This is a genomic window from Huaxiibacter chinensis, from assembly GCF_022171985.1.
GTDB lineage: Bacteria > Pseudomonadota > Gammaproteobacteria > Enterobacterales > Enterobacteriaceae > Enterobacter > Enterobacter chinensis_A.
This window is the reverse complement of sequence record NZ_JAJVHF010000005.1, coordinates 173643-197393: the sequence shown is the minus strand read 5'-3', so window position 1 is coordinate 197393 and position 23751 is coordinate 173643. Positions and strand designations below refer to the sequence as shown.

Here is a 23751-nt window from a genome sequence, read left to right as displayed (position 1 = left end):
ATGTCAGTAAGTTCTTTTAACCGACGCTGGGCGGCGGTCATTCTTGAAGCCCTGACGCGCCATGGTGTCAGGCACGTCTGTATCGCACCGGGTTCACGCTCGACGCCGTTGACGCTGGCGGCAGCAGAAAACCGGGCCCTGGTGCATCACACGCACTTTGATGAGCGCGGGCTGGGCCATCTGGCTCTGGGGCTGGCAAAAGTCAGTCGCGCGCCCGTGGCGGTAATAGTGACGTCCGGTACGGCGGTTGCTAATCTCTATCCTGCCTTAATTGAAGCAGGGCTGACGGGCGAAAAACTGGTGCTGCTCACCGCAGACAGACCGCCGGAGTTGATTGATTGCGGGGCAAATCAGGCCATTCGCCAGCCCGGGATTTTCTCCTCTCATCCCTCGGTATCCGTTGCGCTGCCGCGTCCCACGCAGGATATTCCCGCCAGCTGGCTGGTCTCAACGATTGATCATGCGCTGGGCTCGCTGCGTCACGGCGCGCTGCACATTAACTGTCCTTTTGCCGAGCCGCTGTACGGCGAGCTTGATGACACAGGCGTTGCGTGGCAGCAATCGCTGGGTGACTGGTGGCGCAGCGATAAACCCTGGCTTCGCACCCAGACCCATCTCGAAAGCGCCCGCCAGCGCGACTGGTTCTTCTGGCGGCAAAAGCGCGGCGTGGTCGTTGCCGGGCGGATGAGTGCGAGTGAAGGAAAGCGGTCGGCTGAGTGGGCGAAAACGCTGGGTTGGCCGCTGATCGGCGATGTGCTGTCGCAGACAGGGCAGCCGTTGCCCTGTGCAGATCTATGGCTGGGTAACGCTGGCGCAGTCAGCGAGCTGGCGCAGTCGCAAATCGTCGTACAGCTGGGATCAAGTCTGACCGGAAAGCGTCTGCTTCAGTGGCAGGCCACCTGCGAGCCTGAGGAATACTGGATTATCGACCCGCTGGAAGGGCGGCTGGACCCGGCACATCATCGCGGTCGCCGTCTGGTTAGCGACATCGACACCTGGCTTGATGCCCATCCGGCGGAAAAACGCGCGCCGTGGGCGACGGCAATCCCTGCCCTGGCACAGCAGGCCTGGCAATTAACCGCTCAGCAGTGCGAGGGCTTTAGCGAGGCGGCATTTGCGCATCGCATTCATCATTATTTGCCCGAACAGGGCCAGCTGTTTGTCGGTAATAGCCTGGTGGTTCGGTTAATCGACGCGCTCTCGCAGCTGCCTGCGGGCTATCCGGTTTACAGCAACCGTGGAGCCAGCGGCATTGACGGCCTGCTTTCGACCGCGGCCGGGGTGCAGCGTGCCAGCGCGAAATCCACGCTGGCCATTGTGGGCGATCTTTCCGCGCTCTACGACATGAATGCGCTGGCGCTGCTGCGCCAGGTCTCCGCCCCGTTCGTGCTGGTCGTGGTGAACAATAATGGCGGACAGATTTTCTCTTTACTGCCTACACCGCAGAGCGAACGTGAGCGTTTCTACCTGATGCCGCAAAACGTGCATTTTGAACATGCGGCGGCGATGTTTAGCCTGAAATATCATCGTCCGGAAAGCTGGGCCGAACTGGACGATGCCTTCCGCACCGCCTGGCGACAGCCGGGGGCCACGCTGATTGAGCTGGTGGTCAATGAGTCGGATGGTGCTCAAACGCTGCAAAATCTGGTGGCGCAGGTAAGCCATCTATGAGCCTTTCTGCAAAACAGCGTGCAGGTAAACCGGGTTACCCCTGGCTCGTCTTTCTGCACGGGTTTTCAGGCGACGGGCGTGAATGGCATGAGACTGGCGAGCGTCTGCCTGACTATCCGGCGCTGTACGTTGATTTGCCAGGGCATGGCGGCTCGGCTGATGTGGTTGTATCGGGATTCGCTGATGTCAGCCACGCGCTGACCAACACCCTTCTTAGTTACAACATACTTGATTACTGGCTGGTGGGATACTCCCTCGGCGGACGTATCGCCATGTATCACGCCACACAGGGTTTGGCAGGGCTGAAAGGGCTCATCGTGGAGGGCGGACATCCGGGGCTGCAATCTGCCGCCGAACGCGAAGCAAGACGTCAGTCGGATGCACGCTGGGCATCCCGATTCCGGAATGAACCCCTGGAAGAGGTCTTCGCGGACTGGTATCAGCAGCCCGTTTTTGCTTCTTTAACCGATGAACAACGCCATGATCTGATCGCCCTACGCAGCCAGAACCGGGGGCAGAGTCTTGCCGCGATGCTGCAGGCCACGTCGCCAGGCGTACAGGACGACTTACGTGCCGCGCTGCGTGAACGTGATTATCCTTTTTATTATGTGTATGGCGAAAAAGATGCCCGGTTTGGCGCAATAGCCGCTGAACTGGATGCTGAACGCCATGTGATTCCTCATGCCGGACACAACGCGCACCGGGAAAATCCGGATGCCTTTGCCGCGTGTCTGGCGCAGATACTGCGTCTTCGAATAAAGGACACTCCATGATCTATCCTGATGAACAAATGCTGTATGCACCGGTTGAATGGCACGACTGCTCCGAAGGTTATACCGACATTCGTTACCATAAATCCGCCGACGGGATTGCCAAAATCACCATTAATCGTCCCCAGGTGCGTAACGCCTTTCGCCCGCTGACGGTAAAAGAGATGATGCAGGCGATGGCAGATGCGCGTTACGACGACAATATCGGCGTGATTGTTCTGACCGGGGAAGGGGACAAAGCGTTCTGCGCCGGTGGCGACCAGAAAGTGCGCGGCGACTACGGCGGATACCAGGATGACTCTGGCGTTCATCACCTGAACGTGCTCGATTTCCAGCGCCAGATCCGCACCTGTCCGAAACCGGTGGTCGCGATGGTGGCAGGCTACTCCATCGGTGGCGGCCATGTGCTGCACATGATGTGTGACCTGACCATTGCCGCAGAAAACGCCATCTTCGGTCAGACTGGACCTAAAGTCGGCTCCTTTGACGGTGGCTGGGGCGCGTCCTATATGGCCCGCATCGTGGGTCAGAAAAAGGCGCGTGAAATCTGGTTCCTGTGCCGCCAGTATGACGCCAAAGAGGCGCTGGATATGGGCCTGGTCAACACCGTGGTGCCGATTGCCGATCTCGAGAAAGAGACCGTACGCTGGTGTCGTGAAATGCTGCAAAACAGCCCAATGGCGCTGCGCTGCCTGAAAGCGGCTCTGAATGCCGACTGCGATGGTCAGGCGGGTCTGCAGGAGCTGGCGGGCAACGCCACTATGCTGTTCTACATGACCGAAGAAGGCCAGGAAGGGCGTAACGCGTTTAATGAAAAACGCCAGCCAGACTTCAGCAAATACAAGCGCAACCCGTAATGCGTCGCGCGCAGGTTTACCGCTGGCAGATACCGATGGACGCGGGCGTGGTGCTGCGTGAACGGCGGTTAAAAACCCGTGATGGCGTGCTGGTGCATCTGCAACAGGGCGAGCAGGAAGGCTGGGGCGAGATATCGCCTCTGCCGGGCTTTAGCCTTGAGTCGCTGGATGATGCGCAGGCGCTCGTGCTGGCGTGGATCGGTGAATGGCGTGAGGGCGCGAACCCGGCGTTGCCGGAGGTGCCTTCCGCGGCTTTCGGTATTAGCTGCGCGCTGGCGGAGCTGGACGGTAGCTTGCCTGCAAAGGCGAATTACCGCGCGGCGCCGCTCTGCACGGGCGATCCCGATGAGCTTTTTGCGCTGCTCGCCGCCATGCCGGGCGAGAAGGTCGCGAAAATCAAAGTCGGTCTGTACGAAGCGGTGCGTGACGGAATGGTCGCGAACCTCTTACTGGAAGCCTTGCCCGACCTGCATCTGCGGCTGGATGCTAATCGCGCCTGGACGCCGCTTAAGGCCCGGCAGTTCGCGAAGTACGTTAACCCGGCATACCGCAGTCGCATCGCGTTTCTGGAAGAGCCGTGTCAAACCCGCGACGATTCCCGGGCGTTTGCCCGCGACACGGGCATTGCCATTGCCTGGGATGAAAGCCTGCGCGAAGAAGGCTTTGCGTTTGTCGCTGAACCGGGTGTTAGCGCGGTGGTCATTAAACCAACGTTGACCGGCAGCCTTGCTAAGGTGCGCGAGCAGGTCGCGGCGGCGCATGCCGCCGGGCTAACGGCGGTCATTAGCTCTTCGATAGAGTCCAGCCTGGGGCTGACGCAGCTGGCGCGCATTGCCGCCTGGTTAACGCCAGACACTGTCCCCGGTCTCGATACGCTGAACCTGATGCAAAATCAGCTTCTCCGTCCTTGGCCTGACAGCACGCTACCCTTGCTTGACGTTGCAGGGCTGGAGCCGTTGCGATGAGTTTTACCGACTGGCCCTGGCGACACTGGCGCGCGCAGTGTGCCGATAAACCGGCCCTGAGGCTGAACGATGAAACGCTCAGCTGGCAACAGCTATGCGAGCGCATCGACCGTCTTGCGGCGGGCTTTCATGAGCAGGGCGTGCAGGAGGGCGATGGCGTACTGCTGCTGGCGCATAATCATCCGCAAACCCTGTTGGCATGGCTGGCGCTTTTGCAGTGCGGGGCGCGTATTCTTCCCGTGAACCCGCAGCTGCCGCACCCGCTGCTGGACGTGCTGCTGCCGCAGATGACGCTGCGCTTTGCGCTGGTGCTGGGCGGCAATTACGCGGGGTTAGTGGCGCTCAGTATGCACGAGATGCCGGGCGCGCATCGCGTGGCATGGCAACCGTCGCGGCTGGCTTCCATGACGCTGACGTCCGGCTCTACCGGTTTACCTAAAGCGGCGGTGCATACCTGTGCCGCTCATCTTGCCAGCGCGCGCGGCGTGCTTTCGCTGATGCCCTACGGCGATGAGGATGACTGGCTGCTCTCCCTGCCGCTGTTTCATGTCTCGGGTCAGGGGATTTTGTGGCGCTGGCTGCAGGCGGGCGCGCGTTTAACGGTGCGCGAGAAGCAGCCGCTGGCGCAGGCCCTGGAGGGTTGTACGCATGCCTCGCTGGTCCCGACTCAGCTCTGGCGTCTGCTCAATGCACATCAGCCTGTCGCGCTAAAAGCCGTACTGCTTGGCGGAGCCGCGATCCCCGTTGACCTGACGCAGCAGGCGCGTCAGCAGGGGATCCGCACGTATTGCGGCTACGGTCTGACGGAGTTTGCTTCAACGGTTTGCGCCAAAGAGGCGGACGGTGAACCGGACGTCGGCTGTGCGCTGCCGGGCCGAGAGGTACAGGTGGTCGACGGTGAAGTGTGGATTAAGGCGCAGAGTATGGCCTCAGGCTACTGGCGGGACGGCGCGTTGATTTCGCTGACCAACGATCGGGGCTGGTTTGCCACCCGCGATCGTGGGGAATGGCATGACGGACGCCTGACGATCCTGGGCCGGATGGACAACCTCTTTTTCAGTGGGGGCGAAGGGATCCAGCCGGAAAGCCTTGAGCGGGTCATTGCCCGCCATCCGCAGATAAACCAGGTGTTTATCGTCCCGCTGGACGACGCTGAGTTTGGTCAGCGTCCGGTAGCGGTGGTGGAGTGTGAACCGGGAACCGATATCACCCGCTTCCCGGCATGGGTGCAGGACAAACTGGCGCGCTTTGAGCAGCCGGTGCACTGGCTGGTGCTGCCGTCAGAGCTGAAAAATGGCGGGATAAAAATCTCCCGCCAGGCGTTGAAACAGTGGGTCGCACGTCTTCTGAAAGGGTGATTAACCGATATCCGGCGCCGGTTTGCGCTGGCGGCGGCGCAGCAGACGCAATACCGGTGGAACCACAATCACCAGGATGGCCATTGCCAACAGCACCTTCGTCACGCTGCTGTCCCACAGAATCGACATATTGCCGTTGCTGATGGACAAGGCGCGGCGCAGGTTCTGCTCCAGCATCTCGCCCAGCACAAAACCTAAAATCAACGGCGACATCGGGAAGTGCATCTTACGCAGGATGTAGCCGAGTACCCCCAGCAGCACCATCAGCACCAGATCGAAGGTGGTGCTGTGTACGGCATACACCCCCACCGCGGAGACGGCCGCGATGGCCGGCACCAGGAACCACAGGGGGATTGTCAGCATCCGCGTGAACAGACCAATCAGCGGAATGTTCATGATCAGCAGCATCACGTTGGCGATCAGCAGTGCGGCAATCAGCCCCCAGACAATATCCGGTTGCTCGGTAAACATGGCCGGGCCGGGTGTAATGTTATACAGCGTCAGTGCGCCCATCATCACCGCGGTGGTGCCCGAGCCCGGCACGCCCAGGGTCAGCATCGGGATAAACGAGCCGCAGGCCGAGGCGTTATTCGCCGCTTCTGGCGCCGCTACCCCACGAATGTCCCCCTTGCCGAAGCTGTCGCTGTTGCCGCTGAGCTTTTTCTCGGTCATGTAGGTGATAGCGCTGGCGATGGTGGCCCCGGCGCCCGGCAAAATGCCGACGAAGAAGCCAATCACCGACGAACGCAGCGTTGCGCCGATACACTGAGCGCCTTCTTTGGCATTAAAGAGCATGCGGCCGGTTTTACGCACCAGCGTCTGCCCGCTGCTGGTATGTTCCAGCATTAATAAAATTTCAGAAACAGAGAACAGGCCAATCACGACCACGATAAACTGCACGCCGTCGGAAAGGTGCACGCTGTCAAAGGTAAAGCGATAAACCCCGGTGTTGGCATCCACGCCGACGGTGGCTAACCCTAAGCCAATCAGCGCGGATAAAAACGATTTCAGCGGATTTTGCGCCATCATGCTGCCAAGACAGGCGATGGCAAAGACCATCAACGCAAAATACTCTGCCGGACCAAACGCCAGCGACCACTGGGCCAGCGCAGGGGCAAACAGAATGATGCCGCCAATGGCTATCAGCGAACCACAAAACGAACTGACCGCAGAGATGGACAGCGCCACGCCGCCGCGACCCTGTCGTGCCATCGGGTAGCCATCCAGCGCGGTCATGATGGCCGCCGCATCGCCGGGTACGTTCAGCAGGATGGATGAAATACGTCCGCCATATTCACAGCCGATATACACCGTTGCCAGCAGGATCAGCGCCGATTCCGCAGGCAGATGCAGGGCAAACGCCAGCGGGAGTAAAATGGCGACGCCGTTGATCGGCCCAAGACCGGGCAGTAAACCGACGATGGTTCCGACAAAGCAGCCGATTAAGGCTATCACCAGGTTTTCCGGGGTCATCGCCACGGCGAACCCCTGTGAGAGATAAATCCAGGTATCCATAGCGTGCTCCGTTAATTAAGCCATGCGCCGAGCGGGAGCGTGACGTCCAGCAGGCGATCAAAGGCGAACCACAGTGAAATCCCCAGCACCGCGCCGGAAATCCCCGCCGCGAGAAGGGTGGCGTTAAACAGTATGCCGATCACCAGCGTCAGAATGGCGGTCGCCAGCGGAAAGCCGAGCCACTCAAAACCCCAGGCGTACATCAGCAGAACAATCACCATCACCAGCAGACGCTGCAGAATACGGCGCGGCGGCCACTCTACGGTATCCGGATGGCGCAGCAGCAGGGCCACCGAGCAGAGCAGCATCAGACCGACAATGCCCATCGGGAAGGGGCGCGGCCCCACCGGTTCATAACTGTATTCACTGTGGATCTGCCAGGCGATGAACATCCCGCCAATGCAGAGCAGCAGCCAAATCCCGGCAAAAACACGATCGCTCATACCGCCTCCGGTTATTTGGCCAGGCCAAAGGCTTTTGCCTTCTCGCGATAGTCGACGACCTGTTTTTTGACGTACTCATCCAGCGGCTTGCCGCTCAGGTTGAACTCAAACAGCCCGCGCAGGTCGCGCTGCTTTTTAAACGCGTCAGTCTGCTGAAGTTTATTGAAGGTCTCGACCCACCACTGGTATTCGGCATCGGTCACTTTTGGCCCGACGAAGAAACCGCGGATAATCGGCCAGACCAGGTCATATCCTTGTTCTTTCGCGGTAGGGACGTCTGCCAGTTGGCCCGGCAGGCGGTTCTCAGAGAAGACCGCCAGCACGCGGATTTTATCGCCGCTCAGGTAGGGCACCATTTCACTGAGGTCGCCGGAGACCGCCTGCACGTGATTCCCCATCAGCGCCGTCACCGGTTCGCCGCCCCCTTCAAACGCCACGTAGCGCATCTTGTGAGGATCCACCTTCGCCTGCTGCGCCAGCAGGGCCGCTTTCATCCAGTCCTGGCTGCCGATAGAGGCACCGGCGCCAATCACCACGCTGTTGGGGTCCTTTTCCATGGCGGTTAACAGGTCTTTCAGGGATTTCCACGGTGAATCCGCCCGCACGGCAATCATGCCGTAGTCGGTACCGACGGTTGCCAGCCAGCGCACGTCATCCACGTCGTAGCGGCCAAACTTTCCCTGGGACAAGTTCAGCAGCGAACCACCGGAGAAGGCCACCACCGTGCCGGCTTCCGCAGGGCGTTGCGCCACAATCGCGTTGTAGGCGACGGCGCCGACGCCGCCGGGCATGTAGGTCACACGCATGGGTTTGGCGATAGCGCCGGTCTCCAGCATGCTCACCTGAATGAGTTTGCAGGTGAGATCAAACCCGCCGCCGGGTTTCGCCGGCGCGATGCACTCGGTGCGGGACGGGGCATCCTGCGCCTGCACGACAGAGGCACTTATCATCAATACGCTTGCAGCAAGGGTAGAAAGTAATTGTTTTTTCATCGTTTATCCTCACGCCGGAGTTCCGGGAGTACGGGTACGGGTCTTTTTTCTGATTATGTGAACCACCTTGTAGCGGTTCCGTTGCGTGATTGTTAAAACATTAACCTTTCATTTCCCTTTCACTGCGACACCAACTTTACAGGATGTGATATGCGTCTCTTACTGGCGGAAGATAATCGTGAGCTGGCTCACTGGCTGGAGAAAGCGCTGGTGCAGGAAGGCTTTGCCGTGGACTGCGTTTTTGACGGGCGCGCCGCCGACCATCTGCTGCAGGGAGAAAGCTATGCGGTTGCCATTCTGGACATCGGAATGCCCGGCTTTGACGGTCTGGAAGTAGTGCATCGGCTGCGTAAACGCGGTCAGACGCTGCCCGTCCTGTTTCTTACCGCACGCAGTAACGTCGCGGATCGGGTGAAAGGGCTCAACGCCGGGGCGGATGATTATCTGCCGAAACCGTTTGAGCTGGAGGAGCTGGACGCGCGGCTGCGCGCGCTGTTGCGCAGAAGTGAAGGGCGGACGCAGGAGCGTCAGCGTCTGGGTGAACTGGAATATGACGACGAAGGCTTTTTCCTGTTGCGCGATGAACCGCTGTCGCTCACGCCGCGGGAGCTGTCGCTGCTGAAAGTGTTGATGCATCGCCGGACCCGGCCCGTCTCCCGGCAGCAACTGTTCGACCAGGTGTTTAGCCTGAATGACGATGTCAGCCCTGAAAGTATCGATCTTTATATCCATCGCCTGCGTAAAAAGCTCAGCGGCAGCGGCGTGCGGGTCACCACCCTTCGCGGGCTGGGCTATGTGCTGGAGTGCGGCGATGAAGTGGGTTAAGCCGCAGTCGCTCTACCTGCAACTGCTGCTGTTTCTTGGGCTTCCGTTGCTGTTGCTGTGGGGGTTGTCGGCCTTTAACAGCTACGTCAGCGCATTGCAGGCGGCCACGCAGGCCTACGACCGCACGCTGTTATCCTCTGCCCGCACCATATCAGAGCGGCTGGTGGTCCACGACGGTAAGCTGGATGTGAATGTGCCCTGGGTGGTGCTCGACAGCTTTGAACTCAATATGAACGACCGGCTTTATTACAAAGTGGTCGATCCCGACGGGCGGGTGATCTCAGGTTATGACGATCTGCCAAAGATGCCGCCAGCGATATCACGCACCACGCTCTATCCGGCGCTGGCGTGGTTTTATCACACTGAATATCGCGGTCAGGCGATCCGTGTCGCGCGCCTGCTGCAGCCCGTGAATGAAGATAATGTGGTCGGCATGGCGGAGATTTACGTCGCGGAGACGCTCCAGTCCCGCCGCTATCTCGCCAGCCAGTTGCTTTTTTCCTCCTGGGTCTCTCAGGGCTTGCTGGTGCTGCTGACGCTGGTACTGACCGCGTGGCTATTGCGTCGCGTACTGCGCCCGATGCGCCAGCTCTCTTCGCTGATGGTGCGGCGCGAACCGGGCCTGCTCGCGCCGCTGCCGGAGCTGTTGCCCTGGTCCGAGACCCGGCTGCTGATTGTGGCGTTTAACCGCTATATCGACAGGCTACGCGGCGTGCTGTCGCGACAGGAACGCTTTAACGCGGATGCCTCGCATCAGCTTAAAACGCCGCTGGCGGTGCTCAAAACCCAGGTCTCCGTTGCCCTGGCGCGTCAGGACCCAGCCCTGTGGCAGGAGAGCCTGCGGGCAATAAATGCCACCCTGGATGACACCATTGTGCTGACCGAGCGGTTATTACAACTTTCTGCGGTGAAGCGTAAAGAGCAAGGGGAGGGCCAGTTTGCGCCGGTGGATCTGGTTCAGGTCGTGCAAAATTGCTGCTTTTCCCGGCTGGCGCAGGCGCGCAGTAAAGCGATTGATCTGGGCTATGACGGCCTGCAGGAGCCGGTCATAATTGAAGGCGATGACGTGCTGCTGGGTGAGCTGTGCGCCAACCTGCTGGAAAATGCCATCAAATACACGCCTTCGGGAGGCGTGGTGACCGTTTTCCTGCGAACGGATAACGGTGCCGTTGAGCTGAGCGTGGAGGACAGCGGTCCTGGTATCGAAGAGGATCAGGTCCACCAGGCGATGCTGCCCTTCCACCGGCTGGATAACGTGGGTGATGCCGCCGGGTCAGGGATCGGGCTGGCGCTGGCCGCTGACATTGCCCGCCTGCACCGCAGCCATCTGCAGCTGACGCGCAGCGAAACCCTGGGCGGATTATGCGTCAAAATGCGTTTTCTCCTGCCTGGCTAAAAAAACACCGGGTATCAATTCGTTACAAACTACGGCAACGCCGCACGCAGAGTGCTTGATCCACGGGCGACACAGGTTAAAATCTCGCGGTTTTGGGACTTATCTATAAAATTGTGCGGGAACACGACAATGAAAAAAGTGGCATTAGTGGGCTTAGGCCTGATGGTTGTATCGTCGGCGGCGAACGCCATCAGCTTTAACGGCTCGGCGGGTCAGGATTATACGCACCTCGGCTTTGGCCTCGGGACGGAAACCTCCGGCCTGGCGATGACCGGCGGCTGGACGCATAACGATGACGACGGCGATGCGGCAAGCCTCGGCCTGGGTCTGAACATTCCTCTTGGTCCGTTCCTGGCCACCGTGGGCGGCAAGGGCATTTACACCAACCCGAACGACGGTGATGAAGGTTACGCGGCGGCGGTAGGCGGCGGCCTTCAGTGGAAAATTGGCGATAGCTTCGGCCTGTTCGGCGAGTATTACTACTCCCCGGATTCGCTCTCCAGCGGTATCGACAGCTATGAAGAAGCCAACGCGGGCGCGCGCTGGACCATCATGCGTCCGATCACGATTGAAGCCGGTTATCGCTATCTGAACCTGGCGGGTAAAGACGGCAACCGCGACAACGCGCTGGCCGACGGTCCGTACGTGGGCGTGAGCGCAGGATTCTGATTCTCTGGCGCGGTGTCCTGCCGCGCCTGTTTCTTCTTCCCTCCGCATCTGATTGCGCTATAGTGTTTTCACTATATATGCGGGAGAACACAATGATAAATGTGGAGATGTTGTCCACCGGTGATGAAGTTCTGCATGGACAGATTACCGATACCAACGCAGCCTGGCTGGCCAATTTTTTCTTTGAGCAGGGATTACCCTTAACGCGCCGTAACACCGTGGGCGACAGCCTGGACGCGCTGGTGAGCATTCTGCGTGAGCGTAGCGAGCATGCGGATGTCCTGATCGTAAACGGCGGCCTGGGCCCCACCAGCGATGACCTCAGCGCACTGGCGGCGGCGACCGCTAAAGGCGAAGAACTGGTGCTGCACACCGAATGGCTGGCGCAGATGGAGCGTTTCTTCACCGAGCGCGGCAGGGTGATGGCACCCAGTAACCGCAAACAGGCAGAGATCCCCGCCAGCGCTGAGCTGGTCGATAACCCGGTCGGGACGGCTTGCGGTTTTGCCCTTACGCTGAATCGCTGTCTGATGTTCTTCACCCCGGGCGTACCCTCTGAATTTAAGGTGATGGTGGAGCGTGAAATTTTACCGCGCCTGCGCGCACGTTTTACCCTGCCTGAACCCCCGATATGTCTTCGTCTGACCACCTTTGGCCGCTCAGAAAGCGATCTGGCGCAAAGCCTGGATCATCTGACCCTGCCGGAAGGCGTGACGATGGGGTATCGCTCCTCCATGCCGATTATTGAACTGAAACTCACCGGCCCGGCGAGCCAGAAAGCGGCGATGCAGGCGCTCTGGCCTGAGGTTCAGCGCGTGGCGGGGGAAAATCTGATATTTGAAGGAACGGAAGGGTTGCCGCTGCACATTGCGCGTGATTTACAGGAGCGCCAGTTGAGCCTCACCCTGAGCGAGCAGTTCACCGGTGGTCTTCTGGCGCTGCAACTCTCACGTGCCGGAGCGCCGTTGCTGGCAAGTGAAGTGGTGCCTTCCCAGGAAGAGACGCTGGCGCAAACCGCCCACTGGGCCGCCGAACGTCGGGTTAACCACTTTGCCGGTCTGGCGCTGGCGGTGACGGGGCTGGAAGACGAACATCTTAACTTTGCGCTGGCGACGCCCCAGGGAACGCACGCCCTTCGGGTGCAGATGAGCGTAACGCGTCACAGTCTCCAGGTGCGTCAGGAGGTTTGCGCCATGATGGCGTTGAACATGTTGCGCCGCTGGCTACTGGGCAAAGAGGTTGCCAGCGAGCACGGCTGGATCAACGTCGTCGATTCGCTGTTTATTGAATGAACGTTGTAGCCGGGGCCCGGTGCCCCGGTTTTTAACCCAGGGCTTTGGCCAGTAGAGAGAGAGGATGTTCACACCGCTTGCTGGTGGACATCTCAATCTGCCACTTGCAGGTTTCGCAGTCAGTTACCACGATGTCCGCGCCGCTCTCTTCTATCTGGCGAAACAGCGGAGCGCCGATTGCCTGTGAAGTCGGATAGTTTTCGCGTTTAAAGCCATAGGTTCCGGCAATGCCACAGCAGCGTGAATCCAGCACCGTCAGCTCCAGACCCGGAATCAGGCGTAACAGTTCCAGGGTATAGAGCGCCCAGCCCATCTTTTCCATATGACATGGCGTGTGATAAACCACCTTAAGCGGCAGCGGGTTCAGCGGCAGCGTCTGGCCGCTATCCAGCTTTCGCCACAGGAAACGCGTCGCCAGTTCGATATGTTCCCGCAGGCCGGTGTTGTCCACATCCAGCAGGTGAGGGTACTCATCACGCAGCGTAAAGGTGCAGGTGGAGGAGGTGGCGAGCACAGGCATGGCGTTGTCGACAATTGCTTCGCGTAGTGATGTGACGTTTGATTGCGCCTGTTTACGCGCTTTATCGATAAAGCCGTTTGCAATCAGCGGCACGCCGCAGCACTTCTCTTTTTTCAGCAACTGCACGCCGGTTCCCAGCGCATTCATCACCTTGATCAGGTCCTTGCCCAGTTGCGGGTGGTTATAATTGACGTAGCAGCCGTGGAAGAACGCCACCTGGTCCGGAAAGGCGGCTTGCGCCGCGGCTACGGATTTATACCAGCGACGGAAAGTACCGTGCGAATATTTCGGCAGGCTGCGGTGATGGTCGATTTTTAGCGTCGCATCCAACAATTGACGTACAGGTTTAAGCGACGTGGCGGCATTAATCAGCGGGGCGAACGGCGTTGACACGCTGCCCATCAGATCGGTATGGCTCAAAATCGCATCGCGCAGCGTGGGTTTTTGTTGGCTGTAGCGTGCGCGGGCTCGCTGGATAATGTCACCAATTTTCACATCTGACGGACACGCCACTTCGCAGCGTTTACAGTTGATACAGTATTTCAGCGCTTCGTCGTAGAGCGCGCCATCCTTCAGGCGCAGTCGTTCGCCGTCAGGCCCGGCCTGTTTTGGGCCGGGATAGCGTGGATTAACGCTGCTGACCGGACAGGCTGTTGTGCAGATCGTGCATTTAATGCAGCTTTCGAAACGGGTATCGTTCATGCGTTTTCCCCCGCCCGCTGGACAATCTGGTGGGCGACATACATTGCGGTAACGGCGCATACGCCGCCGCCGCACCCTTGTGCAATCGGATCAAAGCCGCCCAGCACGGAGCCGATGGCGTAGAGATTGTCCACCGGTACGCCGGAAAGCGTCGGGCGAAGGGTGTTGTCCACCCTCACGCCAAATTGCTGCCAGGGCTGCGGCGAGAAGAAATCTCGCTGATACCACTCTGAGCGGGTCGCGCTTTGCCGCACATCCAGCCCCATAATGGCCTCCTCCACACCGTTGCGATGGCTGATCAGACCGTTGCTGAAGAAACTCCCGCTCGCCAGCACCACAAACCGGGCACGCAGCGGAATATCGTCGTGGTTTCGCGTCCAGACGCTGCTGGCTACGCCGTCTGCCAGCGACACTTTTTTCACTTCATCGCCGGCCATCCACACGCCGCCCTGGGCGATAAACTGCCGCTGAAGCTGATTATGCAGGCGGATGCCTGGAACAGAAGGGGGAAGGGTCGGCAATAAACAGAGGCGGCAGCTTAACCGATCTGAAAGCCAGCGCCACAGGCGGTTGTCCGTCAGGCCAAAGCAGGCGGGCAAATAGAGCGCATCGCACGCTGTGCTGAGCGGGGCGAGGGCGTCAAAGAGCAGCGGCCATTTATCTTCGTTATCGAGAAAGCGAGCGATATTCACGGCGCGAAATTCGCTGGCGTTTTCGCGCAGCACGTCCAGCTCCGGAAGCTCAATCTCCGCCGAGTCCGCCTGAAAACCCTGCTGACGTAGTGATGAGGCCGTAAGGTGAGGCTGGAAATCAAGAAAACCGCTGATGCCCACCACCCGAATGCGGTCTGTCGTGGAAGGCTTAACGGGCACCTCTTCGGGGCTGAGCCACGCCGCACGTCGCATGCCCAGCGGCGTGACGCGAAGATGGTTCTGATGTGCTTCTCCTTGTAGCCGTGTGCCGCACTGGGCCAGCAGGGCTTCGGCTTCTGCTGCCAGCGGCGCAACCAGCCCGGCACCGATTAGCCGGTAAGGATGCTCAGGAGGCAGAATGTCCGGTTTTTGCAGCGTGGCAAGCGGATGATCAACGGGCGTGCCGTCTGGCAGAGCGCCCAGCAGGTCCAGCGAGCCGGAGGAGAAATGCAGCGCACCCTGACCCCGACAGACGATAGCGCAGCGTAAACCCAACCGGGTCAGCTTAAGCCCGCAGAGCAGGCCCGCCAGCCCGCCGCCAATAATCACCGTATCAAACTTCATGATGAGGTTCCTTTTCCAGTCCGCATAAACCCTGATAGACCCAGCGGGTAAATTCACTCTCGCGTAACGCATCCCCCCAGGCCACGGGCTGTACGCCCTTCCAGCGCTCGTTAAGGAACTCACTCAACTGGGTCAATGACTGGGCCGAGGTGGTGACATTAAACCGCTGCAGAAGCCCGGCTGCGCGACAGGCGCACAGCTCGCCCTGGCAGGTGCCCATGCCGGTGCGTGTCCGGCGTCGGAGATCGAGTAAGTTATTTACCGCCAGGTTTTCAACGGCATATTGCACTTCGCCTGCGGTGACGGCCTCGCATTCACACACCAGGCTACGGCTTAAGCGGTTTTGCCCAAGCCATGCCGGGGTGCGATCGCCATGACGATAGATTGCGGAGCCGCGCAGCGGCGCGGGCAGAGAGATGATTTTATGCAGCGTTTTTTCGGCGGATTCCTGTGAACCGGGCAGAGGACGTTCAGCGGTGGTACACGGCTGCGTATTGCCCAGTTTTTGACACACCGCGTCGGTCGCCCACTCGGACATCAGCCGATAGGTCATTAATTTGCCGCCGGTGATGGTGATAAAGCCTTCCATCCCGTCACGGGCCGCATGATCGAGCAGCACGATGCCGCGGCTGACGTTTCGCCCGCTCGGGTCGTTATCGCTGGCCACCAGGGGACGTACGCCCGAGTAGGCCCGCAGGATCCGGGTTTGCGACATGACGGGCGCCAGCTTTTCCCCTTCGCGCAGCAAAATATCCACCTCTTCGGCCGTGACGCGATTGCAGTCAATCTCGTTGTAATCGATATGAGTGGAGGTGGTGCCAATGAGCGAGATGGTATCGCCAGGCACCAGAATATCGGCATCAGCAGGTTTGCGGCAGCGGTTAATGACATAGTTGTTGATGCGATGATCGAGGATCAGCAGCGAGCCTTTCGCCGGGAACATGCGCACAGAGAGCGCGGCGTATTCGGCAATACGTTGTCCCCAGATCCCCGCTGCATTGACCACCACGCTGGCATACAGCTCGCTGTGTTCGCCATAGAGCGTGTCGTATACCCGCACGCCGCGCACGGTATCCCCCTCGCGAATCAAACCCGTCACTTCATGCGCGGTGAGGATGGTCGCCCCGTGCTCGCGGGCGTCGAGCATGTTGGCCGCCGTCAGACGGAAAGGATCCACGGTGCCGTCCGGCACCTTGACCGCGCCGATAAGCGCCGGGTTGACCGCAGGCTCCATTCTTATTGCCTGTGCCGGGTCAAGCGCCTGCGCCTGAATTCCCGCCCGGGTGCAGGCAGTGATAAAGGTTTGCTGAAAGACGAGATCGTCTTCCGGCAGGGTAATAAACAGGCCTTCCGTGGGTTCAATGCAGTGGCGAGCGATACGCCTGAGGATGCGATTTTCTGCGATGCACTCTTTAGCGGATTCGCCGTCGGTGACGGCATAGCGGGCGCCGCTGTGCAGCAGGCCGTGATTTCTTCCGGTCGCGCCGGTGGCAATGTCATGGCGTTCCAGCAGCGTCACGCTTAAGCCGCGCAGCGCGCAATCGCGAGCAATACCTGCGCCCGTTGCGCCGCCGCCAATGATGATGACATCGCTGTAACGAGGGTCACGGAGAGTCATGGTTTACCTCATGTTCGTTTTTTTACCATTTAGCCACATTAATACTGTGGTTTGTTTGATTTCGAACATAATCGAGCGTCATTCGAAAATGAAACGTGATTCCGTGCGCCTTTTTGCGCACATTGTCATATTTCTGTAACAATCTGTGCGTTGATTCACAGTAACAATCACTGTGATTTTTTAACATCGCGGCCTCTGGAACCGGGCGCGCTCAGTCCGGTCGTTTATGACAAGGCCACGGAGGCTATTATGCTCAGTATTTTTAAACCTGCGCCGCATCAGGCGCGCGTGTCTGACGCGGAGGTGGATCCCCTTTATCGTCGCCTGCGGTGGCAAATCTTCCTGGGGATTTTCTTCGGTTATGCTGCTTACTATCTGGTGCGTAAAAACTTCGCGCTGGCAATGCCCTACCTGGTGGAACAAGGATTTTCCCGTGGCGATTTAGGCTTTGCGTTATCCGGGATTTCTATCGCCTACGGTTTCTCTAAATTCATCATGGGGTCCGTATCAGACCGGTCGAATCCGCGCGTTTTCCTGCCTGCGGGATTGATCCTGGCTGCCGCCGTGATGCTGTTTATGGGCTTTGTCCCTTGGGCGACATCGAGCATTGCCGTCATGTTTGTTCTGCTGTTCCTGTGCGGTTGGTTCCAGGGCATGGGTTGGCCGCCTTGTGGGCGAACCATGGTGCACTGGTGGTCGCAAAAGGAGCGCGGCGGGATCGTTTCGGTGTGGAACTGCGCGCATAACGTGGGGGGCGGTATTCCTCCGCTGCTGTTCCTGCTGGGCATGGCGTGGTTTAACGACTGGAAAGCGGCGCTCTATATGCCCGCCTTTGGTGCCATCATCATTGCTCTTATCGCCTTTGCCTTAATGCGCGATACGCCGCAGTCCTGCGGGTTACCGCCTATTGAAGAGTACAAGAACGACTATCCGGACGATTACAGCGAGCAGCATGAAGAAGAGTTAACCGCAAAGCAGATCTTCATGAAGTATGTTTTGCCAAACAAATTGCTGTGGTACATCGCCATTGCCAACGTGTTTGTCTATCTGCTGCGCTACGGCATCCTCGACTGGTCACCGACCTATCTGAAAGAGGTGAAGCACTTTGCGCTGGATAAATCGTCGTGGGCGTACTTCCTGTACGAATACGCCGGTATTCCGGGCACGCTGATTTGCGGCTGGATGTCGGACAAAGTGTTCCGCGGTAACCGTGGGGCGACGGGCGTCTTCTTTATGACGTTAGTAACCATTGCCACCATTGTTTACTGGCTCAACCCACCGGGTAATCCGGGCGTGGATATGGCCTGTATGATTGTTATCGGCTTCCTCATCTACGGCCCTGTCATGTTGATTGGTTTGCACGCGCTTGAACTGGCACCGAAAAAAGCCGCCGGCACTGCCGCAGGTTTCACCGGGCTGTTCGGGTATCTGGGCGGGTCGGTCGCGGCAAGCGCCATTGTTGGCTACACCGTGGACTTCTTCGGCTGGGACGGGGGCTTTATGGTGATGATCGGTGGCAGTATTCTTGCGGTTCTGTTGCTCATCGTGGTGATGTTTGGTGAAAAACGCCATCACGCCGAAGTACAGGCGCGTCGTCAATAAGGAGCAGGTGATGAACTGTACCCGTATTGCAACCGGTATGCTGTTGGCCGGCCTGCTCAGCGTTCAGGCGATGGCGGCAGAGAAAATTGTGATCGCCCATCGCGGCGCCAGTGGCTATTTGCCGGAACATACGCTTCCGGCTAAGGCAATGGCCTATGCGCAGGGCGCCGACTACCTTGAGCAGGATCTGGTGATGACGAAGGACGACCATCTGGTCGTTCTCCACGATCACTATCTGGATCGTGTGACCGACGTGGCAACACGTTTTCCGGACCGCGCACGAAAAGATGGCCGTTACTATGCCATTGATTTTACGCTGGATGAAATTCGCTCGCTGAAATTCACCGAAGGGTTTGAGCTGGAAAAGGGTAAACAGGTTCAGGTGTATCCGGGGCGTTTCCCGATGGGCAAATCCGATTTCCGTATTCATACCTTTGAAGAGGAGATTGAGTTTGTTCAGGGGCTAAACCATTCAACCGGGAAGAACATCGGGATTTACCCGGAGATTAAAGCGCCGTGGTTCCACCATCAGGAAGGCAAGGATATCGCCGCGAAAACGCTGGAGGTGCTGAAAAAGTACGGTTACACCAGCAAAAAGGACAAGGTTTACCTGCAATGCTTTGATGCCGCAGAACTGAAGCGCATCAAAAATGAGCTGGAGCCGAAAATGGGCATGAACCTGAATCTTGTCCAGTTGATCGCTTACACCGACTGGAATGAAACCCAGGAAAAGCAGCCGGACGGGACATGGGTGAACTACAGCTATGACTGGATGTTTAAGCCCGGGGCGATGAAGCAGATTGCGCAGTATGCTGACGGTATTGGCCCGGATTACCATATGCTGGTGGCGGAAGGATCGTCACCAGGGCAGGTGAAGCTGACGGCCATGGTGAAAGAGGCGCATAGCGATCATCTCCAGGTGCATCCTTACACCGTGCGTGCCGACCAGCTCCCCGCGTATGCCACGGATGTGAATCAGCTTTACGACGTGCTGTACAATCAGGCCGGAGTGGACGGATTGTTTACCGATTTCCCGGACAAAGCGGTGGAATTTATTCAGAAGAAATAAGGTCAGGCTCTACGGCCTGATGCCCTCACCCTAACCCTCTCCCACGGGAGAGGGGAGAAAGGCGGGTGCAGTGTTGTTGTGAAGCTGCTACCGAAATTATGGCTCTGCGGCCTGATGCCCTCACCCTAACCCTCTCCCACGGGAGAGGGGACAAGGGCGGGTGCAGTGTTGTTGTGAAGCCGCTACCGAAATTATGGCTCTGCGGCCTGATGCCCTCACCTTAAACCTCTCCTACGGGAGAGGTGACCAGGGCGGGGGTTACATCTCGATTTCGATATCGCCTTTCGCCCGGCAACAGCAGGGCAAAATTTCACCTTCGTTGATAAAGGCCAGCGGTTCGGTCAGCCAGTCTACTTGACCGGCGACTAAGCGGCAGCGGCATGAGCCGCAATATCCCGAGCGACACTGGTACTCCACGTCGACCTGATGCGCTTCAAGCGCAATCAACAGGGAAGCGTGCTCTTCCCGGCACAGAACTTCGGTACCGGAAAGGCTGAGCGTTACGCGGCTCATCAGAGCTGGAAGTCGCTCAGGTCGTCGGTATTGACCTCAGAGTCAATCTGTCCGACCAGATAGGAGCTCACTTCCACTTCCTGCGGCGCCACCTGCACGTTATCGGATACCAGCCAGGTATTGATCCACGGGATCGGGTTAGAGCGGGTTTTGAACGGCAGTTCAAGCCCAACCGCCTGCATACGGATGTTGGTGATGTACTCAACGTACTGGCACAGGATATCTTTGTTAAGGCCAATCATTGAGCCGTCGCGGAACAGATAATCTGCCCACTCTTTCTCCTGCTGGGCCGCCAGCACGAACAGGTCATAGCACTCCTGTTTGCACTCTTCGGCAATCTCTGCCATCTCCGGATCGTCCGTGCCGCTGCGCAACAGGTTCAGCATATGCTGGGTGCCGGTCAGGTGCAGGGCTTCATCACGGGCAATCAGACGAATGATTTTGGCGTTACCTTCCATCAGCTTGCGTTCTGCAAAGGCGAAGGAGCAGGCGAAGCTGACGTAGAAACGAATCGCTTCCAGCGCGTTCACGCTCATCAGGCACAGATAGAGCTGTTTTTTCAGCGCGCGCAGGTTCACGGTAATGGTTTTACCGTTAACGTTGTGCGTGCCTTCACCCAGCAGATGCCAGTAGCTGGTCATTTCGATCAGCTCGTCGTAGTAATGGGCAATGCCTTCAGCGCGCTTCTGGATCTGCTCGTTCGTGACGATATCGTCAAACACCACCGCCGGATCGTTCACGATATTGCGGATGATATGGGTGTAAGAGCGAGAGTGGATAGTCTCGGAGAACGCCCAGGTTTCTACCCAGGTTTCCAGCTCCGGAATGGAGATCAGCGGCAGCAGCGCCACGTTCGGGCTACGGCCCTGGATAGAGTCGAGCAGCGTCTGGTACTTCAGGTTGCTCAGGAAAATGTGCTTTTCATGATCCGGCAGCGCATGGAAGTCGATACGATCGCGCGACACGTCGACCTCTTCCGGACGCCAGAAGAAGGAGAGTTGCTTTTCAATCAGCTTTTCGAAGATGTCATATTTTTGCTGATCGTAGCGTGCCACGTTGACCGGCTGGCCAAAAAACATCGGCTCTTTAAGCTGGTCGTTTTTCGTCTGTGAAAAGGTGGTATATGCCATGAGTGTGTCCTGTGGTGTTATTTCCCTCACCCCGGCCCTCTCCCACAGGGAGGGGGGGAAAGAGTTCCCTCTCCCAGTGGGAGAGGGTTAGGGTGAGGGGATTTATTAGATCTTACATGCGCCGCTTTCGCAGCCATCGTCCTGAATAGAAGGCGCCATGTCGTCCTGCGCATCTTCAGCCCCATCACGGGTGTTGTGATAGTACAGGGTTTTCACGCCAAACTTGTAGGCAGTCAGCAGGTCTTTCAGCAGTTGCTGCATCGGGACTTTGCCAGACGGGAAGCGCGTTGGATCGTAGTTGGTATTGGCAGAGATCGACTGATCGATAAACTTCTGCATGATACCGACCAGCTGCAGATAACCGTCGTTGTTCGGCATTTCCCACAGCAGTTCGTAGTTATCTTTCAGCAGCTCGTAGTCCGGCACAACCTGACGCAGCACGCCATCTTTCGATGCTTTGATACTCACGTAGCCGCGCGGCGGCTCAATGCCGTTCGTCGCATTGGAGATCTGCGAGGACGTCTCAGAAGGCATCAGCGCAGAGAGCGTGGAGTTACGCAGACCGTGCGTTTTGATCGATTCACGCAGCGCTTCCCAGTCCAGATGCAGCGGTTCGCTGGTGATGGCGTCGAGATCCTTTTTATAGGTATCGATCGGCAAAATGCCTTGCGCGTAGGTAGTCTCGTTGAACCACGGGCACGCGCCTTGCTCTTTAGCCAGCTCGTTTGACGCTTTCATGAGATAGTACTGAATCGCTTCAAAAGTCTGATGGGTCAGGTTGTTTGCGCTGCCGTCGGAGTAGCGTTTACCGTTTTTCGCCAGCCAGTAGGCGAAGTTAATTACGCCGATACCCAGCGTACGACGCCCCATTGCACCGCGTTTCGCCGCAGGGATTGGGTAATCCTGGTAGTCCAGCAGGGCATCGAGGGCGCGAACGGCCAGCACCGCCAGCTCTTCCAGTTCATCCAGGCTCTTAATCGCGCCAAGGTTAAACGCAGACAGCGTGCAGAGGGCAATTTCACCGTTTTCGTCATTCACGTCATACAGCGGCTTGGTCGGCAGCGCGATTTCCAGGCACAGGTTAGACTGACGCACAGGCGCAACGGCCGGATCGAACGGGCTGTGAGTGTTGCAGTGGTCGACGTTCTGAATGTAGATACGGCCCGTGGAGGCACGCTCCTGCATCATCAGAGAGAACAGGTCGACGGCTTTCACGCGCTGCTTACGGATGCTGTCATCCTGTTCGTACTGGGTGTACAAACGCTCAAATTCGTCCTGGTCGGCGAAGAAGGCATCGTACAGGCCCGGGACGTCAGACGGGCTGAACAGGGTAATGTCCTGGCCCTTCAGCAGACGGGTGTACATCAGTTTGTTGATCTGCACGCCATAATCCATATGACGCACGCGGTTGCCTTCAACACCACGGTTGTTTTTCAGCACCAGCAGGCTTTCCACTTCCAGATGCCACATCGGGTAGAACAGCGTAGCCGCACCGCCGCGCACGCCGCCCTGAGAGCAGGATTTAACCGCCGTCTGGAAATGCTTGTAGAACGGGATACAGCCGGTGTGGAACGCTTCACCGCCGCGGATTGGGCTACCCAGGGCACGAATACGGCCCGCGTTAATACCAATACCGGCACGCTGGGAGACGTATTTCACGATGGCGCTGGAGGTGGCGTTAATGGAATCAAGGCTATCGCCGCACTCGATCAGAACGCACGAGCTGAACTGACGCGTCGGGGTGCGCACGCCGGACATGATTGGCGTTGGCAGAGAAATTTTGAACGTAGAGACCGCATCGTAGAAACGCTTCACGTATTCCAGACGGGTGGCACGCGGGTAGTTAGAGAACAGGCAAGCCGCCACCAGAATGTACAGGAACTGGGCGCTCTCGTAGATTTCGCCGCTCACACGGTTCTGAACAAGGTATTTGCCTTCGAGCTGCTTCACCGCTGCGTAAGAGAAGTTCATATCGCGCCAGTGATCGATAAACCCGTTCATCTGCTCGAACTCTTCTTCCGTGTAGTCTTCCAGCAGATGCCTGTCGTATTTACCCAGGGAGACCATTTTTGAAACGTGGTCAAACAGCGCGGGTGGCTCGAACTGACCGTACGCTTTTTTGCGCAGGTGGAAAATGGCCAGGCGGGCAGCGAGGTACTGATAATCCGGTGCCTCACGAGAGATCAGATCGGCAGCCGCCTTGATGATGGTTTCATGGATATCAGACGTTTTGATGCCGTCATAGAACTGGATGTGTGAACGCAGCTCAACCTGGGAAATAGATACGTTGCTCAGTCCTTCTGCTGCCCAGTCGAGAACTCGATGGATTTTGTCGAGATTGATACGCTCAGTGGTACCGTCGCGCTTTGTCACCAGCAGACTCTGATTCATGTGGTTTTTTACCTGTCCGTGAAATAAAAAATATCCCCCCGCTTATCCACAGGTCCGTCTTGTGACTAACTCTGTGGATAAATACTATATATAGGGGGTTTGCGATTAAATGAACGCTATATGGTGAGTATTCTAGTATCGAATCTTTTCAGCACAAGAGTTGATTTTGACGTTAAAATGAGGTTGTCAGAGCGTAA

Annotated in this window: 20 protein-coding genes; 11 read left to right on the top strand and 9 right to left on the bottom strand. The window is 58.1% G+C overall.

Annotated elements, in window-relative coordinates; genetic code table 11:
* Genes menD through menE form a run of 5 tightly spaced genes read left to right on the top strand, consistent with a single transcriptional unit; the run spans position 1 to position 5621 of the window.
* Positions 1 to 1671, top strand: coding sequence for a 2-succinyl-5-enolpyruvyl-6-hydroxy-3-cyclohexene-1-carboxylic-acid synthase (gene menD, locus LZP96_RS14220; protein WP_064326821.1), 1671 nt, complete (start codon positions 1 to 3; stop codon positions 1669 to 1671).
* The gene (menH, locus tag LZP96_RS14215) at positions 1668 to 2444 is read left to right on the top strand and encodes a 2-succinyl-6-hydroxy-2,4-cyclohexadiene-1-carboxylate synthase (RefSeq protein WP_064326820.1); all 777 of its coding nucleotides are present in this window, start codon (positions 1668 to 1670) and stop codon (positions 2442 to 2444) included. The genes menD and menH overlap by 4 nt, the downstream gene beginning before the upstream one ends.
* On the top strand, positions 2441 to 3298 hold the full coding sequence (gene menB, locus LZP96_RS14210; RefSeq protein WP_064326819.1) for a 1,4-dihydroxy-2-naphthoyl-CoA synthase: 858 nt from the start codon (positions 2441 to 2443) through the stop codon (positions 3296 to 3298). The genes menH and menB overlap by 4 nt, the downstream gene beginning before the upstream one ends.
* Positions 3298 to 4263 (top strand): o-succinylbenzoate synthase, encoded by a 966-nt coding sequence (gene menC, locus LZP96_RS14205; RefSeq protein ID WP_064326818.1) that lies wholly within the window; start codon positions 3298 to 3300, stop codon positions 4261 to 4263. The genes menB and menC overlap by 1 nt, the downstream gene beginning before the upstream one ends.
* A complete protein-coding gene (gene menE, locus LZP96_RS14200) occupies positions 4260 to 5621 on the top strand; it encodes an o-succinylbenzoate--CoA ligase (RefSeq protein ID WP_064326817.1) in 1362 nt (453 codons plus the stop codon). Before menC ends, menE begins: the two co-directional genes overlap by 4 nt.
* Here menE and LZP96_RS14195 read toward each other — a convergent pair whose 3' ends face one another.
* The 3 genes from LZP96_RS14195 to LZP96_RS14185 are packed head-to-tail and all read right to left on the bottom strand — an operon-like array spanning position 5622 to position 8571.
* The gene (locus tag LZP96_RS14195; protein WP_064326816.1) at positions 5622 to 7136 is read right to left on the bottom strand and encodes a tripartite tricarboxylate transporter permease; all 1515 of its coding nucleotides are present in this window, start codon (positions 7134 to 7136) and stop codon (positions 5622 to 5624) included.
* 11 nt (positions 7137 to 7147) lie between these two features.
* On the bottom strand, positions 7148 to 7579 hold the full coding sequence (locus LZP96_RS14190; protein WP_064326815.1) for a tripartite tricarboxylate transporter TctB family protein: 432 nt from the start codon (positions 7577 to 7579) through the stop codon (positions 7148 to 7150).
* A gap of 11 nt (positions 7580 to 7590) precedes the next feature.
* Positions 7591 to 8571, bottom strand: a complete 981-nt coding sequence (locus LZP96_RS14185) for a Bug family tripartite tricarboxylate transporter substrate binding protein (RefSeq protein WP_258926125.1) — start codon at positions 8569 to 8571, stop codon at positions 7591 to 7593.
* A gap of 150 nt (positions 8572 to 8721) precedes the next feature.
* On the opposite strand from LZP96_RS14185, the gene tctD reads away from it, so the two are divergent.
* From tctD to LZP96_RS14165, 4 genes are all read left to right on the top strand, one after another.
* Entirely contained in the window at positions 8722 to 9396 is a 675-nt protein-coding gene (tctD, locus tag LZP96_RS14180) for a transcriptional regulator TctD (RefSeq protein ID WP_064326813.1), read from the top strand.
* Positions 9383 to 10792, top strand: a complete 1410-nt coding sequence (locus tag LZP96_RS14175) for a sensor histidine kinase (protein ID WP_258926123.1) — start codon at positions 9383 to 9385, stop codon at positions 10790 to 10792. The genes tctD and LZP96_RS14175 overlap by 14 nt, the downstream gene beginning before the upstream one ends.
* Before the next feature lie 129 nt (positions 10793 to 10921).
* Positions 10922 to 11461, top strand: coding sequence for a YfaZ family outer membrane protein (locus tag LZP96_RS14170; protein WP_020883156.1), 540 nt, complete (start codon positions 10922 to 10924; stop codon positions 11459 to 11461).
* A 92-nt stretch (positions 11462 to 11553) separates the two neighbouring features.
* Complete coding sequence (locus tag LZP96_RS14165) at positions 11554 to 12753, top strand: nicotinamide mononucleotide deamidase-related protein YfaY (protein WP_258926122.1); 1200 nt, start codon at positions 11554 to 11556, stop codon at positions 12751 to 12753.
* A 31-nt stretch (positions 12754 to 12784) separates the two neighbouring features.
* On the opposite strand, the gene glpC is transcribed toward LZP96_RS14165, so the two are convergent.
* Genes glpC through glpA form a run of 3 tightly spaced genes read right to left on the bottom strand, consistent with a single transcriptional unit; the run spans position 12785 to position 16849 of the window.
* Positions 12785 to 13975, bottom strand: coding sequence for an anaerobic glycerol-3-phosphate dehydrogenase subunit GlpC (glpC, locus tag LZP96_RS14160; protein WP_064326810.1), 1191 nt, complete (start codon positions 13973 to 13975; stop codon positions 12785 to 12787).
* Positions 13972 to 15231 (bottom strand): glycerol-3-phosphate dehydrogenase subunit GlpB, encoded by a 1260-nt coding sequence (glpB, locus tag LZP96_RS14155; protein ID WP_258926121.1) that lies wholly within the window; start codon positions 15229 to 15231, stop codon positions 13972 to 13974. The genes glpC and glpB overlap by 4 nt, the downstream gene beginning before the upstream one ends.
* Positions 15221 to 16849, bottom strand: coding sequence for an anaerobic glycerol-3-phosphate dehydrogenase subunit A (gene glpA / locus LZP96_RS14150; RefSeq protein ID WP_258926120.1), 1629 nt, complete (start codon positions 16847 to 16849; stop codon positions 15221 to 15223). Before glpA ends, glpB begins: the two co-directional genes overlap by 11 nt.
* A gap of 249 nt (positions 16850 to 17098) precedes the next feature.
* On the opposite strand from glpA, the gene glpT reads away from it, so the two are divergent.
* Positions 17099 to 18451: a glycerol-3-phosphate transporter gene (glpT, locus tag LZP96_RS14145; RefSeq protein ID WP_064326807.1), complete on the top strand. Its 1353-nt coding sequence runs from the start codon at positions 17099 to 17101 to the stop codon at positions 18449 to 18451.
* Between the two features lie 10 nt (positions 18452 to 18461).
* On the top strand, positions 18462 to 19520 hold the full coding sequence (gene glpQ, locus LZP96_RS14140) for a glycerophosphodiester phosphodiesterase (RefSeq protein WP_258926119.1): 1059 nt from the start codon (positions 18462 to 18464) through the stop codon (positions 19518 to 19520).
* Positions 19521 to 19778: 258 nt separating this feature from the next.
* Here glpQ and yfaE read toward each other — a convergent pair whose 3' ends face one another.
* The 3 genes from yfaE to nrdA all read right to left on the bottom strand — a co-directional run bounded on the left by yfaE (position 19779) and on the right by nrdA (position 23554).
* Complete coding sequence (gene yfaE, locus LZP96_RS14135) at positions 19779 to 20033, bottom strand: class I ribonucleotide reductase maintenance protein YfaE (protein ID WP_064326805.1); 255 nt, start codon at positions 20031 to 20033, stop codon at positions 19779 to 19781.
* The gene (gene nrdB / locus LZP96_RS14130) at positions 20033 to 21163 is read right to left on the bottom strand and encodes a class Ia ribonucleoside-diphosphate reductase subunit beta (RefSeq protein ID WP_064326804.1); all 1131 of its coding nucleotides are present in this window, start codon (positions 21161 to 21163) and stop codon (positions 20033 to 20035) included. The genes yfaE and nrdB overlap by 1 nt, the downstream gene beginning before the upstream one ends.
* A 105-nt stretch (positions 21164 to 21268) precedes the next feature.
* Positions 21269 to 23554: a class 1a ribonucleoside-diphosphate reductase subunit alpha gene (nrdA, locus tag LZP96_RS14125; protein WP_064326803.1), complete on the bottom strand. Its 2286-nt coding sequence runs from the start codon at positions 23552 to 23554 to the stop codon at positions 21269 to 21271.
* Between the last annotated feature and the right edge of the window lie 197 nt (positions 23555 to 23751).

What these genes read in the sequence shown, in the direction of transcription:
- menD (WP_064326821.1), top strand. Translation starts at nt 1, where the DNA reads ATGTCAGTAAGTTCTTTTAACCGACGCTGGGCGGCGGTCATTCTTGAA.
- menH (WP_064326820.1), top strand. Translation starts at nt 1,668, where the DNA reads ATGAGCCTTTCTGCAAAACAGCGTGCAGGTAAACCGGGTTACCCCTGG.
- menB (WP_064326819.1), top strand. Translation starts at nt 2,441, where the DNA reads ATGATCTATCCTGATGAACAAATGCTGTATGCACCGGTTGAATGGCAC.
- menC (WP_064326818.1), top strand. Translation starts at nt 3,298, where the DNA reads ATGCGTCGCGCGCAGGTTTACCGCTGGCAGATACCGATGGACGCGGGC.
- menE (WP_064326817.1), top strand. Translation starts at nt 4,260, where the DNA reads ATGAGTTTTACCGACTGGCCCTGGCGACACTGGCGCGCGCAGTGTGCC.
- LZP96_RS14195 (WP_064326816.1), bottom strand. Translation starts at nt 7,136, where the DNA reads ATGGATACCTGGATTTATCTCTCACAGGGGTTCGCCGTGGCGATGACC.
- LZP96_RS14190 (WP_064326815.1), bottom strand. Translation starts at nt 7,579, where the DNA reads ATGAGCGATCGTGTTTTTGCCGGGATTTGGCTGCTGCTCTGCATTGGC.
- LZP96_RS14185 (WP_258926125.1), bottom strand. Translation starts at nt 8,571, where the DNA reads ATGAAAAAACAATTACTTTCTACCCTTGCTGCAAGCGTATTGATGATA.
- tctD (WP_064326813.1), top strand. Translation starts at nt 8,722, where the DNA reads ATGCGTCTCTTACTGGCGGAAGATAATCGTGAGCTGGCTCACTGGCTG.
- LZP96_RS14175 (WP_258926123.1), top strand. Translation starts at nt 9,383, where the DNA reads ATGAAGTGGGTTAAGCCGCAGTCGCTCTACCTGCAACTGCTGCTGTTT.
- LZP96_RS14170 (WP_020883156.1), top strand. Translation starts at nt 10,922, where the DNA reads ATGAAAAAAGTGGCATTAGTGGGCTTAGGCCTGATGGTTGTATCGTCG.
- LZP96_RS14165 (WP_258926122.1), top strand. Translation starts at nt 11,554, where the DNA reads ATGATAAATGTGGAGATGTTGTCCACCGGTGATGAAGTTCTGCATGGA.
- glpC (WP_064326810.1), bottom strand. Translation starts at nt 13,975, where the DNA reads ATGAACGATACCCGTTTCGAAAGCTGCATTAAATGCACGATCTGCACA.
- glpB (WP_258926121.1), bottom strand. Translation starts at nt 15,231, where the DNA reads ATGAAGTTTGATACGGTGATTATTGGCGGCGGGCTGGCGGGCCTGCTC.
- glpA (WP_258926120.1), bottom strand. Translation starts at nt 16,849, where the DNA reads ATGACTCTCCGTGACCCTCGTTACAGCGATGTCATCATCATTGGCGGC.
- glpT (WP_064326807.1), top strand. Translation starts at nt 17,099, where the DNA reads ATGCTCAGTATTTTTAAACCTGCGCCGCATCAGGCGCGCGTGTCTGAC.
- glpQ (WP_258926119.1), top strand. Translation starts at nt 18,462, where the DNA reads ATGAACTGTACCCGTATTGCAACCGGTATGCTGTTGGCCGGCCTGCTC.
- yfaE (WP_064326805.1), bottom strand. Translation starts at nt 20,033, where the DNA reads ATGAGCCGCGTAACGCTCAGCCTTTCCGGTACCGAAGTTCTGTGCCGG.
- nrdB (WP_064326804.1), bottom strand. Translation starts at nt 21,163, where the DNA reads ATGGCATATACCACCTTTTCACAGACGAAAAACGACCAGCTTAAAGAG.
- nrdA (WP_064326803.1), bottom strand. Translation starts at nt 23,554, where the DNA reads ATGAATCAGAGTCTGCTGGTGACAAAGCGCGACGGTACCACTGAGCGT.